Annotated in this window: 12 protein-coding genes; 3 read left to right on the forward strand and 9 right to left on the reverse strand. The window is 71.6% G+C overall.

The window, feature by feature from the left end; genetic code table 11:
- Positions 1 to 75: 75 nt before the first annotated feature.
- Genes K4B79_RS07635 through K4B79_RS07645 form a run of 3 tightly spaced genes read right to left on the reverse strand, consistent with a single transcriptional unit; the run spans position 76 to position 1,996 of the window.
- Positions 76 to 279: a CDGSH iron-sulfur domain-containing protein gene (locus K4B79_RS07635; RefSeq protein WP_232025537.1), complete on the reverse strand. Its 204-nt coding sequence runs from the start codon at positions 277 to 279 to the stop codon at positions 76 to 78.
- Positions 260 to 946, reverse strand: coding sequence for a HemK2/MTQ2 family protein methyltransferase (locus tag K4B79_RS07640; protein WP_374208432.1), 687 nt, complete (start codon positions 944 to 946; stop codon positions 260 to 262). Before K4B79_RS07640 ends, K4B79_RS07635 begins: the two co-directional genes overlap by 20 nt.
- Positions 947 to 1,996: an iron-containing redox enzyme family protein gene (locus K4B79_RS07645; protein ID WP_232025538.1), complete on the reverse strand. Its 1,050-nt coding sequence runs from the start codon at positions 1,994 to 1,996 to the stop codon at positions 947 to 949. It abuts the gene before it with no gap.
- 74 nt (positions 1,997 to 2,070) lie between these two features.
- On the opposite strand from K4B79_RS07645, the gene K4B79_RS07650 reads away from it, so the two are divergent.
- Entirely contained in the window at positions 2,071 to 2,679 is a 609-nt protein-coding gene (locus tag K4B79_RS07650) for a flavodoxin family protein (RefSeq protein ID WP_232025539.1), read from the forward strand.
- Between the two features lies 1 nt (position 2,680).
- Here the strand turns inward: K4B79_RS07650 and K4B79_RS07655 are convergent, their stop codons facing one another.
- The 3 genes from K4B79_RS07655 to K4B79_RS07665 form a co-directional block, all read right to left on the reverse strand.
- On the reverse strand, positions 2,681 to 2,920 hold the full coding sequence (locus K4B79_RS07655) for a hypothetical protein (RefSeq protein WP_308280418.1): 240 nt from the start codon (positions 2,918 to 2,920) through the stop codon (positions 2,681 to 2,683).
- A gap of 155 nt (positions 2,921 to 3,075) precedes the next feature.
- Positions 3,076 to 4,083 (reverse strand): Ppx/GppA phosphatase family protein, encoded by a 1,008-nt coding sequence (locus tag K4B79_RS07660; RefSeq protein WP_232025540.1) that lies wholly within the window; start codon positions 4,081 to 4,083, stop codon positions 3,076 to 3,078.
- 186 nt (positions 4,084 to 4,269) lie between these two features.
- Positions 4,270 to 5,772 carry an MFS transporter gene (locus K4B79_RS07665; RefSeq protein ID WP_232025541.1) on the reverse strand — a complete coding sequence of 501 codons (1,503 nt, stop codon included), beginning with the start codon at positions 5,770 to 5,772 and terminating at the stop codon, positions 4,270 to 4,272.
- A 186-nt stretch (positions 5,773 to 5,958) separates the two neighbouring features.
- Here K4B79_RS07665 and K4B79_RS07670 point away from each other — a divergent pair, with 186 nt between their 5' ends.
- A complete protein-coding gene (locus tag K4B79_RS07670) occupies positions 5,959 to 6,303 on the forward strand; it encodes an ArsR/SmtB family transcription factor (RefSeq protein ID WP_232025542.1) in 345 nt (114 codons plus the stop codon).
- A gap of 5 nt (positions 6,304 to 6,308) precedes the next feature.
- Positions 6,309 to 6,839, forward strand: a complete 531-nt coding sequence (locus tag K4B79_RS07675; protein WP_232025543.1) for an SRPBCC family protein — start codon at positions 6,309 to 6,311, stop codon at positions 6,837 to 6,839.
- Between the two features lie 4 nt (positions 6,840 to 6,843).
- On the opposite strand, the gene K4B79_RS07680 is transcribed toward K4B79_RS07675, so the two are convergent.
- Genes K4B79_RS07680 through K4B79_RS07690 form a run of 3 tightly spaced genes read right to left on the reverse strand, consistent with a single transcriptional unit; the run spans position 6,844 to position 12,705 of the window.
- The gene (locus K4B79_RS07680) at positions 6,844 to 9,657 is read right to left on the reverse strand and encodes an NHLP bacteriocin export ABC transporter permease/ATPase subunit (protein WP_232026218.1); all 2,814 of its coding nucleotides are present in this window, start codon (positions 9,655 to 9,657) and stop codon (positions 6,844 to 6,846) included.
- A 19-nt stretch (positions 9,658 to 9,676) separates the two neighbouring features.
- Positions 9,677 to 11,902: an NHLP family bacteriocin export ABC transporter peptidase/permease/ATPase subunit gene (locus tag K4B79_RS07685; protein ID WP_232025544.1), complete on the reverse strand. Its 2,226-nt coding sequence runs from the start codon at positions 11,900 to 11,902 to the stop codon at positions 9,677 to 9,679.
- Positions 11,899 to 12,705 carry an HlyD family efflux transporter periplasmic adaptor subunit gene (locus K4B79_RS07690; RefSeq protein ID WP_232025545.1) on the reverse strand — a complete coding sequence of 269 codons (807 nt, stop codon included), beginning with the start codon at positions 12,703 to 12,705 and terminating at the stop codon, positions 11,899 to 11,901. Before K4B79_RS07690 ends, K4B79_RS07685 begins: the two co-directional genes overlap by 4 nt.
- Positions 12,706 to 12,745: the final 40 nt, after the last annotated feature.

Genomic DNA, 12,745 nt, shown 5'->3' on the forward strand with positions numbered 1-12,745 from the left:
AGACCCGCAAGATCTGGTTCACTCGACCTGGTGAATTTCTGTCAATAGGATTGACAATTCACGTGCAGGGGTCAACTACCCCTGGGTGCGGTCCCGGTGGCTGGTGTCGCACCACGGATAGCGCCGACTGCGGCGACAGGTGCACAGAGCCACCCGGAAGCGGTCGGAGGCGACCGTGGTGCCGTCCTCCAGTTCCACTTCCACCGGACCTTCCACCAGCAGCGGGCCCTTGCGCCGCACGGTGATCCGACGGGGCCGCTCAGACGGGGAGTTCGGCACGGACGACCACCAGTTCCTCGTTCTCGTCGGTGGGGGAGAGCAGCCCGCGCCGGCGCAACCAGTCCTCCCGGCCCCGCAGTACGGGACCGAACGCGATCCGGGTCCGGCGGGTCACGGATGCCTTCAGGCCGGCCGCGCGCAGCCGGTCGAGGGTGCGTCCCGGATCGCTCAGCGCGGAGTGCACCATCAGCAGGACGCCCCCGGGTCGCAGCAGCGTCGGCGCCTCCCCGCAGATCCGGTCCAGGACGAGCCGCCCGTCGCGGCCCGCGTCCCAGGCCCGGGCGCTGCCCCGGGGCGGTCGGGCGCCCATGGGGGCCGGCACGTACGGCGGGTTGGTGAGGATGAGGTCGTACAGGCGGTCCTGGGCGGGTGTGAAGAGGTTCCCGCGCCGCACCCGGAGCGGCACCCCGGCCACCCAGGCGTTCAGCCGTGCCGTGCACACCGCGCGCCAGGACACGTCCACCGCGGTCACCCGGGTCCCGCGACGCGCGGCCTCGATGGCCAGCGCCCCGCTCCCGGTACCCACGTCGAGGACGTCCGCGCCGGGCGGCAGCGACTCTTCGGACAGGGCCCCGGCCAGCAGGGCGGTGTCCTCCTGCGGGGCGTACACGCCCGGGAGGACCAGCGGCAGCATCAGAGGATTCACGTGGATCGAGTACCCCGACATTCAGGAGATATCGGAGATTCCGGTGTGCGCTGGTGTTTCCGGTGTCGTGTCCGGTGCCGCGCCCAGGGGCGTACGCAGCGACGAGCGTCCTGCCCGCCAGGCACCCAGCACCTGCGCGGCGAAACGGTCCTCGACGTGCCCGGTGGCGTCGATTCCGAAGGCCACGTCGGGGGCGAGCTGCGGCTCCTGGGCCAGCAGTCCGCCGATGACGTCATGGCGGACGACCTGCTCGTGGACGGCGTCGGCCTCGACGTGCTCGTCGTAGAAGAACGCGGCGGCCGGGCCGGCGTCCGTGCGCCGCATCGCCTCGGCCAGCCGTCGTGAGCCCGGCGAGGAGGTGATCTCCACGGCCGCGAAGTGACCCACCAGCGCGCCCCGCAGGGACCGGTGCAGGCCGAAGAGGGACATCAGGTTGACCGTGGCCAGCAGCTCCGCGGAGGCCGCGTCGAGATAGCGGCCGTACGTCGTGTCCAGGCCCAGGTCCGTCATCAGGTCGGCGAACAGCTTGGCGTGCACCCGGTCGGGGCGGCCGCCGCCGTACTCGTCGAACTCCACCGCCGCCATGCCCGCCTTGGCCCGGCCCCACAGCCGGGGCAGCACCCAGGCGTGCGGGTCGGCCTCCTTGAGGTGGTAGAGCGAGCGCTGCGCCGCGTACTCGCGCAGCTGCCACAACTCGCCCTCCTCGCGCAGGTAATGGGTGACCCCGCTGCCCTCGACGGGTTCGACCAGCAGCTCCGCCAGGGCGTCGTCGACGCTGTCGTGGACGGTGGTGTCGGCGCGCAGGGCCGACAGGAAGCGGTGCTCCAGCGCGGCCCGGACGCGCAGCACCTCGGGGTCCCACTCGCGGTCCGGGGACACGCCGGCGAAGCCGCGGTAGTGCAGCTCGTAGCAGAGGTACAGGGCGAGCTGGAGATCGTCGCCGTAGACGGCCGCGGCCGCGATCTCCTCGGCACGTGGGAGGGGTCCGGCACCCCGCAGGTGCTCCGCGACGGCCGCGGAGACGGGGCCCCGCGAGCCCGGCAGTCGTGGTTCCCGACTCTCGTGTGGCATGCGCGCCGGGTACCCCACCCGTGTCGCGCCACCCGCCCGCGTGGAGCCGCCCGCAGGGGGTACTCCGGGTCGGCATGAAGGCACTAGTGATCAACTGCACGCTCAAGCGGTCGCCGGACCCCTCCAACACCGAGGCGCTGGCGCACGTGGTCGTGGAGTCGCTGGAGAAGGAGGGCGTGGACGTCGAGGTCGTCCGGGCCGTCGACCTGGACATCGAACCCGGGGTGGTCAGCGAGGCCGTGCGGCCCGGCGACGCCTGGCCCTCCCTCCACGCCCGGCTGCTCGACGCGGAGATCCTCGTGATCGCCTCGCCGACCTGGCTGGGCCGTCCCTCCTCCGTCGCCCAGCGGGTGCTGGAGCGGATGGACGCGCTGATGTCCGAGACCGACGGCGAGGGCAGGCCGGTCGCCTACAACCGGGTCGCGGGCGTGGTCGTCACCGGCAACGAGGACGGCGCGCACCACGTGATCAGCGAGATCTCCGGTGCGCTCGCCGACCTCGGCTACACGATCCCCGGCCAGGCGTGGACCTACTGGCACCTCGGGCCGGGCCCCGGCCCCGACTACCTCGACGACGAGCGCGGCCGCGCCTGGTCGCACCGGACGGGCCGGGCCATGGCCGCCAACCTGTACGGCGTGGCGCGCGCCCTCGCCGACCGGCCGCTGGGCGCGCCGCCCGAGTAGGTCAGTCGCCCTCGGACTCCTCCTGGGCGCGGGTGTTGGGGGTGATGGCCTCCGACGCCTCGCCCCGGTGGCGCCGCTGCTCGGCGGAGTCCCGGGTGCGGGTCGCGGCGTCCTCGGTCTCACGCACGACCTCCTCGAAGGCGGTGCGGGGCGACTCGTCGCGACGGTTCTTGCCGGAGTCGGTCATGTCGCGGTCGGTCGTGTCGCGGTCGGTCTTGCGATCGGTCTCGCGATCGGTCATGGCGGGCTCCTCGTCTCCGGTCTCTGTTCGTCTCCGGTCTTCGTCTCCGGTCTCTGTGGATTCCCCGGCCCGGTCGGATCTCCTGGTACGACCGGATTCCCCGGTCCGGTCGGATTCCCGGGCTCGGTCGGATTCCCCGGTCCGTCCGGGCCGTTTCAGGTCGTGGAACTCGCGATGCGCAGCGGCACCGGGTCAGGGGGCGCGGCCTCCTCGTTGCGGCGGGTGATCTCCGCCCACCAGGACGCGCCGTCCTCGATGTGCCGCAGCAGGACCCCCTCCCGGATCGCCCACGGGCAGAGCGTGAGGGTCCGGATGCCGGTCAGCTTCATCGCGGTGTGGCCGACCACCGCGCCGGCCAGGCTCTGCGCGGCGCGCGGGGCGGAGATGCCGGGCAGCAGGGCGCGTTCGGCGGCCGGCAGGACGGACAGCCGGTCGACGGCGCGGCGCAGGTCCTCGCGGTGCAACCGCCGTTCCACGAACGGGCCGTACCGTCCGGGCGGGGCCCCGCACAGTCGGCCCAGCTGCTGGAAGGTGCGCGAGGTGGCCACGGCGGTGCGCGGTCCCTCCCAGCGGATCCGGGCCGACGCGTCCCGCAGCTGATGCCGGACCTTGCGGCGCAGCGCCCGCATCTGCTCGGGCGAGGGCGGGTCCTGCCCCTCGAAGAACTCATGGGTCAGCCGGCCCGCCCCGAGCGGCAGGGAAGCCACGAAGTCCGGAAGCCGCCCCCGGCCGAAGGCCACCTCCAGCGAGCCGCCCCCGATGTCCAGCAGGGCGAGCGGCCCCGAGCGCCAGCCCATCCAGCGCCGCGCCCCGAGGAAGGTCAGCTCGGCCTCCACCTCGCCCGGCAGGGTGCACAGCCCCACCCCGGTGCGCGTCCGGACGGCGCGCAACACCTCCTGACGGTTCGGGGCGCCGCGCACCACGGCGGTGGCGAAGGCCAGCGGGCCCGCCGCACCCCACCGGGTCGCGGTCCGGCTCGCCTCGGAGACCGCGTCGACCAGCCGCTCCACCGCCTCCTCCGGAATCGGCCCGCCCGGCCGCACCTGATCGGACAGTCTCAACCGCCACTTGGCGGTGTGGACCGGCAGTGGCACCCCGCCCTCCGCGTCCGCCACCACCAGCCGGACCGTGTTCGACCCCACATCCACCACGCTGATTCGCATGGACCCGTGAGTACCCACTTCAGGGACCGTCCAACGTCAGGGGCGCGCCGGGAGGTCACCCTCGGCCACCGTCCGGGCACGATCAGGTGCTCGCCCGGGCCGCGGAGAGGGGCCGCCGTCTCCCTGAAGACGGCGGCCCCTCGGACCGTGGCGGCCGGGCCGGATCACCTACGGATCGGATACGGATCACATGTGGACGACCGGTGCCGCGTCGGCGTCCTGCTCAGGGACGCCGCGCCGGTAGAGCAGGAACGCGATCGCCGTGCCGGCGGCGAAGAAGCCGGCCGACCACCAGAAGGCGGTGGTGTAGCTCTCGACGGTGGCCTGCGCCTGGACCAGCTTGTTCGTGGCGTCCTTGCCGGTCAGGTAGTCGGTGGCGGCGCTCGCGGCCAGCGTGTTCAGCAACGCCGTACCGATCGAACCGCCCACCTGCTGCATGGCGTTGACCGTGGCGGAGGCGACGCCCGCGTCCTCGGCCGCCACTCCGCCGGTGGCCAGCTGCATGGCGGGCGGCATCACCAGGCCGAGACCGGCGCCGATCACGATCAGCTGCGGCAGGACGGCGGTGGCGTAGTCGGAGGCGACTCCGATGCCGGTCAGCCAGGCCATGCCGACGGCGGCGATCGCGAAGCCCAGCGGGATGGCGGCCTTGGGGCCGATCCGCGGTACCACCCTCGTGGTGCCGAGCTGGGCCGACACCATCAGCGCCGCGACCATCGGAAGGAACGCCACACCGGTCTTGGTCGGGCTGAAGCCCAGGTTCAGCTGGAGGTAGTAGGTGAGGAAGAGGAACACACCGAACATGCCCGCGCCGGAGATGAGCACGGCCAGGAAGGAGGCCGCCCGGTTGCGGTCCAGCAGGATGCGCAGCGGCAGCAGCGGGTGCGCGGCCCGGGTCTGCCACCACGTGAAGGCGGCCAGCAGCACACCGCCGGCGATCAGGAAGCCCCAGGTGGCGACCGAGGACCAGTCGTGCGTCTCGGCGTTGGAGAACCCGTAGACCAGGGAGAACAGACCGGCGGCGACCAGGACGGTACCCGGCACGTCCAGCTTGGAGTTCGCGGCGTCGCGGTGGTTGTTCAGCAGGAACCAGCCGCCCGCGAAGGCGACGACGGCGATGACGACGTTCACGTACAGCGTCCAGCGCCAGTCCAGGGCGTCGGTCAGGATGCCGCCCAGCAGCAGACCCACCGCGCCGCCCGCGCCGGCGATGGCGCCGTACACGCTGAACGCCTTGGCGCGCTCGCGGGCGTCGGTGAACGTGGTGTTCAGCAGGGACAGCGCGGCCGGCGCCAGGAGTGCGCCGAAGGCGCCCTGGAGGGCGCGCGCGGTGACCAGCATCTCGAAGTTGGTGGCGGCGCCGCCGAGGGCGGAGACCGCGGCGAAGCCGACGATGCCGATGAGGAAGGCCGGCTTGCGTCCGAAGAGGTCCGCGATGCGTCCGCCGAGCAGGAGCAGGGAGGCGAAGGCCAGCGCGTAGGCGGTGACGATCCACTGCCGGCTGCCGTCGGAGAACCCGAGGTCGGCCTGGGCCGACGGCAGGGCGATATTCACGATGGTGGCGTCCAGCACCACCATCAGCTGGGCGAGCGCGATGACCGCGAGGATCCACCACTTCTTGGACGAGGCGGCGGCCGGCGCCTCGACGGCGCCTGCCTGTCCGCTCTCGGTCAGGGTCTTCTGTGACATCGGGGCCAACTCCAGGGAAGTCGATCGAAGGGGTATGGGCAAGCAAGGGTTACGAGCACGTAAACGAAACCGTTTCGTACACGTCGAGGTTAGACCACTTCGATCGAAACGGCAACGTTTCGCTTGGCGGGGCTTCCTGGCATGTATTCCTTGACAGGCATATAACTGGAGCGGCATGGTGGAGTCATGTCCGACGCCGCTCTGTGGACCGCCCTCGCCGACCCGCACCGGCGCGCGATCGTCGCGCTGCTGCTGGAGCGGCCGCGACCCGTCGGCGAGATCGCGGAGGCCTGCGGACTCAGTCAGCCCGGCACGTCGAAGCATCTGAAGGTGCTGAGGGAAGCGGGCCTGGTCCGGGTGCGGCACGACGCGCAGCGCCGCGTCTACGCGCTCGACCCGGGCCCGATCATCACCCTGGACGCCTGGCTGGCGCCGTACCGCAAACTCTGGAACGACAGCCTCGACGCCCTGGGGCGCCGCCTGGACGAGACGGCGTCGGATCCCCCGGACACCCCCTTGCCGAAGGACTGATCCGCATGGCCACCGAACTCACCGGCACCTATCTGACCCTGGACGACGGCCGCCCGGCGGTCCGTTTCAGCCGTGTCTACGACCACCCCGTCGAGCGCGTCTGGCAGTTCGTGACCGAGGCCGACCATCTCGCCGCGTGGTTCCCGTTTCGCGCGCAGTTCGAGCTGCGTCCCGGCGGAACGGTCACCTTCCCCGACGACCCGGACATGGCGGACCACCCGGGCACGGTGATCGCCGTCGACGTGCCCCGCCACCTGTCCTACGCGTGGGACGGCGACGAACTCCACTTCGACCTGGAGGAGATCGACGCCAAGCGCACCCGCTTCACCCTCACCAACGTCCTGGCCGCACAGGACACCGCCGCGCGTACCAGCGCCGGTTGGGAGATGTGCCTCCAAGCCCTCGACGCCAAGGCACGGGGCGAGCGGTACGAAGAGCCGCACGCCGGGGTCACGGCGCCGTGGAAGGGTGTCTACGACGCCTATGCCGCCGCCGGCTTCCCCTCGGGCGCGCCGGTCCCGGGCCCCGGCGCCTGACCCCTCACGCCATCTGCCGTCGCACCAGCTCGTGCAGCCGCCCGCCGGTGTCCGCGAGCAGTTGGGCGGGCGGGCCCTGCTGGGCGACCTTGCCGTTCTCCATGACGATCACACGGTCGGCGTCCAGCACGGTCGACAGGCGGTGGGCGATGACGATCCGGGTGGCGTTGAGGGCCTTGGTGGACTCGATCACCGTGCGCTGCGTCTCGTTGTCGAGGGCGCTGGTCGCCTCGTCGAAGAACAGGATCCGCGGCCGGCGGATCAACGCCTGCGCGATCATCAGGCGTTGGCGCTGGCCGCCGGAGATCGCGCCGCTGCCCGAGACGATGGTGTGCAGCCCCATCGGCATCCGCTGAATGTCCTCGGCCAGGCCCGCCATCGCGGCCGCCGCCATCGCCTCCTCCGGCGTGTACGGCTCGGTCCCGCAGATGACGTCCAGGATGGACCCGGTGAACGGCTGCGCGTGCTGGAGCACCACCCCGCACTGCCGGCGCACCGCCGACTGGTCGAGAGCGGCCAGGTCCTGGCCGTCGTAGAGCACGCTCCCGGAGACCGGGCGGTCGAAGCCGATCAGCAGTCGGAGCAGGGTCGACTTGCCGCAGCCGCTGGGGCCGACGATCGCCACGAACTCGCCCGGCCGGATCTCGAACGACACGTCGTCCAGGACCAGCGGGCCGTCGTCGGAGTAGCGGAAGGACAGCCGCCGGGCCTCCATCGCGCCGGTCAGCGGACCCGGCCGGGTGCTCGCCGTGCGCACCTCGGGCGTCGCGTCCAGGACCGGCTTGATCTCCTCGAACAGCGGCAGCGCGGCCACCACTGAGACGAAGGCGCCGGTCAGCGAGGTGACCGAGGTCAGCAGCATGGTCACCGAGGTGTTGAAGGTGAGGAACGCCGCCGCCGACATCGTGCCCTTCGCCGGACCCGCCAGCAGCATGAACATCAGCAGGGTGCACAGCGGCAGGTACACCGCGCCCGCCACCGCGGTGAGGTTCTTGATGCGGCCGACCTTCTGCTGGAGCTCACGGCTGCGCGCGAACTCCGAGGCCCAAGCGGCGTACGCGTAGTTCTCGGCCGCCGCGACCCGCAGCTTGGGCAGGCCGCGCAGGGTCTGGAACGCCTGGTTGTTCAGCTTGTTGCCGAGCACCACCAGACGCCGCTGCCAGCGCACCTGCCACAGCCCGAGCCCGAGGAACAACGCGGCGATGACGACGAGCATGCCGATCGCGGCCGCAGCCATCGACGCGCTGAACCAGAACAGCAGCCCCAGGTTCATCGCTCCTACGGTCACCGACTGGGCGACCGTCGGCGCGATGCCCGCCATCATCCGGCGGATCGAACTGATGCCCATGGCCTGGCTGGCCAGTTCGCCCGTCGAGCGCTCGGTGAAGAACTTCGTCGGCAGCCTCAGCAGCCGGTCCCACACCGCCGGCTGGAGCGTCGCCTCGATCCGGCCCTCCAGACGCAGCATGGTGAGGTTCTGCATCAGCATGAACACCGCCGCCACCACACTGCTGACGATGACGGCCAAGCACACCTGCACGATCAGTTCGGTCTGCGCCTTCGGCACGAACTCGCCGAGCACCTTGCCCGTCGCGATCGGCACCAGCGCACCGATCGCCACCGTCACCAGCATGCTGATCAGCAGGTTCGCCATGTCGCCCGTCGTGCCGCGCATGCTGAACCTGAGCAGCCCGAGCGGACTGAGCCCACGGTCGGGCAGCGGACGGTAGAACATCACCGCACGCGGCTCGAACTCCTCCGCGTTGTCCTTCTCGATCGGCGTCTCGCGCCCGGTCGCCGGATGCACCGCCACATATCCGCCGCGCCGCCACAACAGCGCGACCGGCGCCCCCGACAGCGCCCGATGGCCCACCAGCGGCCCGACGTTGTCACGCCACCACCGGCCGTCCAGGCGCACCGCCCTCACCCGCACGCGCGAGGCGAGGGCGATCCGCTCGATCGGGTCGAGGCGGTCGCTCTCGGTGCCGCTCTGCGCGGGCTCCGCGAGGGGGATCCCGGCCGCCCGGGCGACCAGCTTGCAGGCCGCGTAACTGGCGTCCGCGTCGGCGGCCGTCGTCCGCCGTTTGGACTTGCCGATGGACGCCAGCAGCGTCTGGTCCGCCTGGGCGCGGACGGCCTCACCGGCCTTGATACCGGCGGCCGTGCGCGTCTCGTGGGTGCGCTCCACCTGCTCGATCCAGCGGTCCAGCGTGGTCAGCAGCCGGTACTGCTGGTCGACCATGGACTGCCACACCGCGGGATCCATCAGCAGGTCGGCGGCCGCCTCCTGGCCGTACAACGAGCCGTACTGCACGCTGCCCGGCGGCACCTGCATCCAGAAGACGTCCTCATCGGTCACCTCCGCGGCCCGCTCGGTGGCCATCGGCGCCTGGAAGAGGATGGACAGGCTGCGGCCGACACCGAGCGCGAGGGCGTACTCCAGGGGGCTGGTGGTCGGCGGCACGTACTGGGGGTTGCCGTACGCGTCGTACGACCAGGTCTGGGTGTGCGCGGGCTCGTACAGCTCGCGCAGCCCGATGCGGTGCACCACGCAGTCCCTGAGCGGCCGGGCCACCAGAGTGTGCTGGGGCCCCGCCACCGGACCGAGCAGCAGCGCGCCCGGTTCCAGACGGCCCAGATGGTGCCAGTGGCCCTGCTGCTCGGCGTCCACCGCGAACAGGTCCACCGCGCCCGACGCGACCAGCCACAGCACCTGCGGCCCTTCCAGGTCGAGGCGGTTGAAGCCGGCGCAGTCGATCCGCGTGCCCATCGCCCCGAGCGCGTCGAGAACGAGGTCGCCGTCGTAGGGGGAGGTCATGTCACCTGGGGAGGTCATGTCACCGTTCCTTGACCAGCGTCGCGTACGCGCCGCCGCGCGCCACCAGCTCCTCGTGCCGCCCGCGTTCCACGATCGTGCCGTGTTCGAGTACGACGATCTCGTCGCTGTCGCGCACGGTGCTCAGCCGGTGTGCGATCACCACACAGGCGCAGCCGCGCTTGCGCAGGTTGTCCATGACCACGAGCTCGGTCTCCGCGTCCAGCGCGCTGGTCACCTCGTCGAGCACCAGGATGCTCGGCCGGCGCACCAACGCCCGCGCGATCTCCAGGCGTTGGCGCTGCCCGCCGGAGAAGTTGCGCCCGTCCTGCTCCACCTTGCTCTGGATGCCGCCGGGCCGGCGCATCACCACGTCGTACAGGGCCGCGTCCCTGAGGGCGTCGATCACGGCCTCCTCCGGGATCGACGGGTCCCACAGCGCGATGTTGTCGCGGATGGTGCCCTCGAACAGGAACACGTCCTGGTCGACGAAGGACACCGAGGACGCGAGCGCGCCGCGCGGGATGTCGTCCAGACGCTGGCCGTCGATACGGATCACGCCCTCCCAGGGCGCGTACAGACCCGAGATCAGCCGGGACACCGTCGACTTGCCGCTGCCGGATCCGCCGACCAGGGCGACCTGCCGGCCCGGGCCCACGGTCAGGTCGAAGCCCGAGAGCAGCGGTTTGTCCAGCGGGTTGTAGCCGAAGGTGATGTTCTCCAGCTCGACATGGCCGTGCAGCCGGCGCGTGGAGTCGCCGCCGCCCCGGCGGCCGTAGAGCGGATCGGCCTGGAAGTTCTCGACGTCCTTCAGCCGGGCCACGTCGGCCGCGAAGTCCTGGATCCGGCTCGCGACGCCGTTGAGGCGGGTGATGGGGGCCGTGAAGCGGGTGACCAGGGCCTGGAAGGCGACCAGCAGGCCGACCGAGATACCGCCCTCGACCGCCCGCATGCCGCCGATCCACAGGATGAGCGCGCTGTTCAGACTGGCGAGCGTCGGCGCGACCACGCCCAGCCAGGCGCTCGGCACCCCGAGCCGCTGCTGCTCCTCCAGCGTGGTGGCGTGCTGCCCCGCCCACTTGCGGAAGTAGCCCTCCTCGCCGCCGGTCGCCTTCATCGTCTCGATCAGCTGGAGACCGGTGTAGGCGGTGTTGGTGAGCCGGGCGCTGTCGGCGCGCAGCTTCGCCGTCCGGGTGGCGCGCAGCCGGATGACGACCCGCATGGCCACCACGTTCAGCAGGGCCACCCCGATGCCGACATAGGTGAGCTGGGGGTCGTAGGTATAGAGGAGGACCGCGTAGAGGACGACGACGACCGCGTCCACGCCGGCCGCCGCCAGGTCGCGGGCCAGGGTCTCGGCGACCTGGTCGTTGGACTGCAGGCGCTGCACCAGGTCGGCCGGGCTGCGCTGGGAGAAGAACGTCACCGGCAGCCGCAGCAGATGCCGCAGGAAGCGGGCGCTGGAGAGGGTGGAGGAGATGATCCGGCCGTGCAGCAGGTTCGCCTGCTGGAGCCAGGTCAGCACCAGGGTGAGCAGTACGCTCGCGCCCATCGACGCGAACAGCACGCCGAGCAGCGAGGTCTGTCCGCCGATCAGGAACATGTCGATGTACTGGCGGCTCAGCGCGGGCACCGTCGCGCCCACCAGCACCAGCAGCAGACTCGCCAGCACCGCCGCCGGCATGGTGCCCGCGGTGCCGCGCAGCCGGGCCGGCATCGCGCCCAGTACTCCCGGCTTGCGACCGCCCCGGGTGAAGCCCTCACCGGGCTCCATCACCAGGACGACACCGGTGAAGCTGCCGTCGAAGTCCTCCATGGGGACGAAACGGCGGCCCTTGCCGGGGTCGTTGATGTACACCCCGCGGCGGCCGAAGCGGCGGCCCATGCCGTCGTAGACGACGTAGTGGTTGAACTCCCAGAAGAGCACGGCCGGCGTCTTCACCTCGGCGAGCGCGGCCGTGTCCATCTGCATGCCCTTGGCCGTCAGGCCGTAACTGCGGGCCGCCTTGAGCAGGTTGCTCGCGCGCGAACCGTCGCGCGAGACACCGCAGGCGATGCGCAGTTCCTCCAGCGGGACGTGCTTGCCGTAGTGGCCGAGCACCATCGCCAGCGAGGCGGCGCCGCACTCCACGGCCTCCATCTGGAGGACGGTGGGCGTGCGGACGGTCTTCGCCTTCCCCGTGGGGACCGGGCGGCGCTTGGGCGGGGCGGAACGGCGCCGGCTACGGGTGTCCGGTGCGGTGCTCACGGCAGCAGCCAATCGACGGGGCGCTGGTCGGCCAGCCGGATCGAGCCCGAGGCCGCGGTCATGGAGGTGAGGGTGAACGGCGGTCCGTCGGCGGACGACCACTTGTAGCCGCTCTTGGTCTCCTTCGACCTGTCCAGCTTCACCAGGACCGCCACCGGCCGGCCGTCCTTGGTGAACTGCTCGCCGAGCTGGCTGTCACCGAGGAACGCGGCGATCTGCTGCGCGGACTGGGCGGAACGGTCCACCGACTGCACATGGCCGCGCAGGACGCCGTACTCCTGGGTGGGCACCGAGGAGACGGTCAGGTCCACGGCCGCGTTCTCGGGAATGGAGGCCGCGTTCTCGGCGGGCACGTACACGGTGGCGTACAGCGGGTCGGAGGCGCGGGCGACCTTCTCCACGGCGGCGACGTTCGCGCCGGTGGAGATGATCTGCCCGATCGTCGCGGCGAGCGCGGTGACCCGGCCCGCGGCGACCGTGCGCACGACGGTGTCGCCCTCGGCGGTACGGACCTTCAGTACGGGGGAGTCGGCGGGCAGCCGCTGTCCTTCCTCGGCGATCACCTGGGTGACCTGGCCCGCGACCGGGCTCTGGAGGATGTAACTGCCCTCCGCGTGGGTGAGGATGGCGGGCGCGCTCACCGTGGAGGCGACCGAACCGGTCACCGCCCACACGGACGCGGCGGCCATGGCGACCACGGTCACGGACAGCACGAGCCAGCCCTGGGGGCGGGCGAAGCGCACCGGAAGGTCGAGCTCCTCCGGCGACTGGAGCTTGGCGAGGGCCTGTTGGCGGAACTGCACGGAACTTCCCTCACCTGGAGAGATCTTCTGAGGCAGGCAA

Source organism: Streptomyces lincolnensis, assembly GCF_021173675.1.
GTDB lineage: Bacteria > Actinomycetota > Actinomycetes > Streptomycetales > Streptomycetaceae > Streptomyces > Streptomyces lincolnensis_B.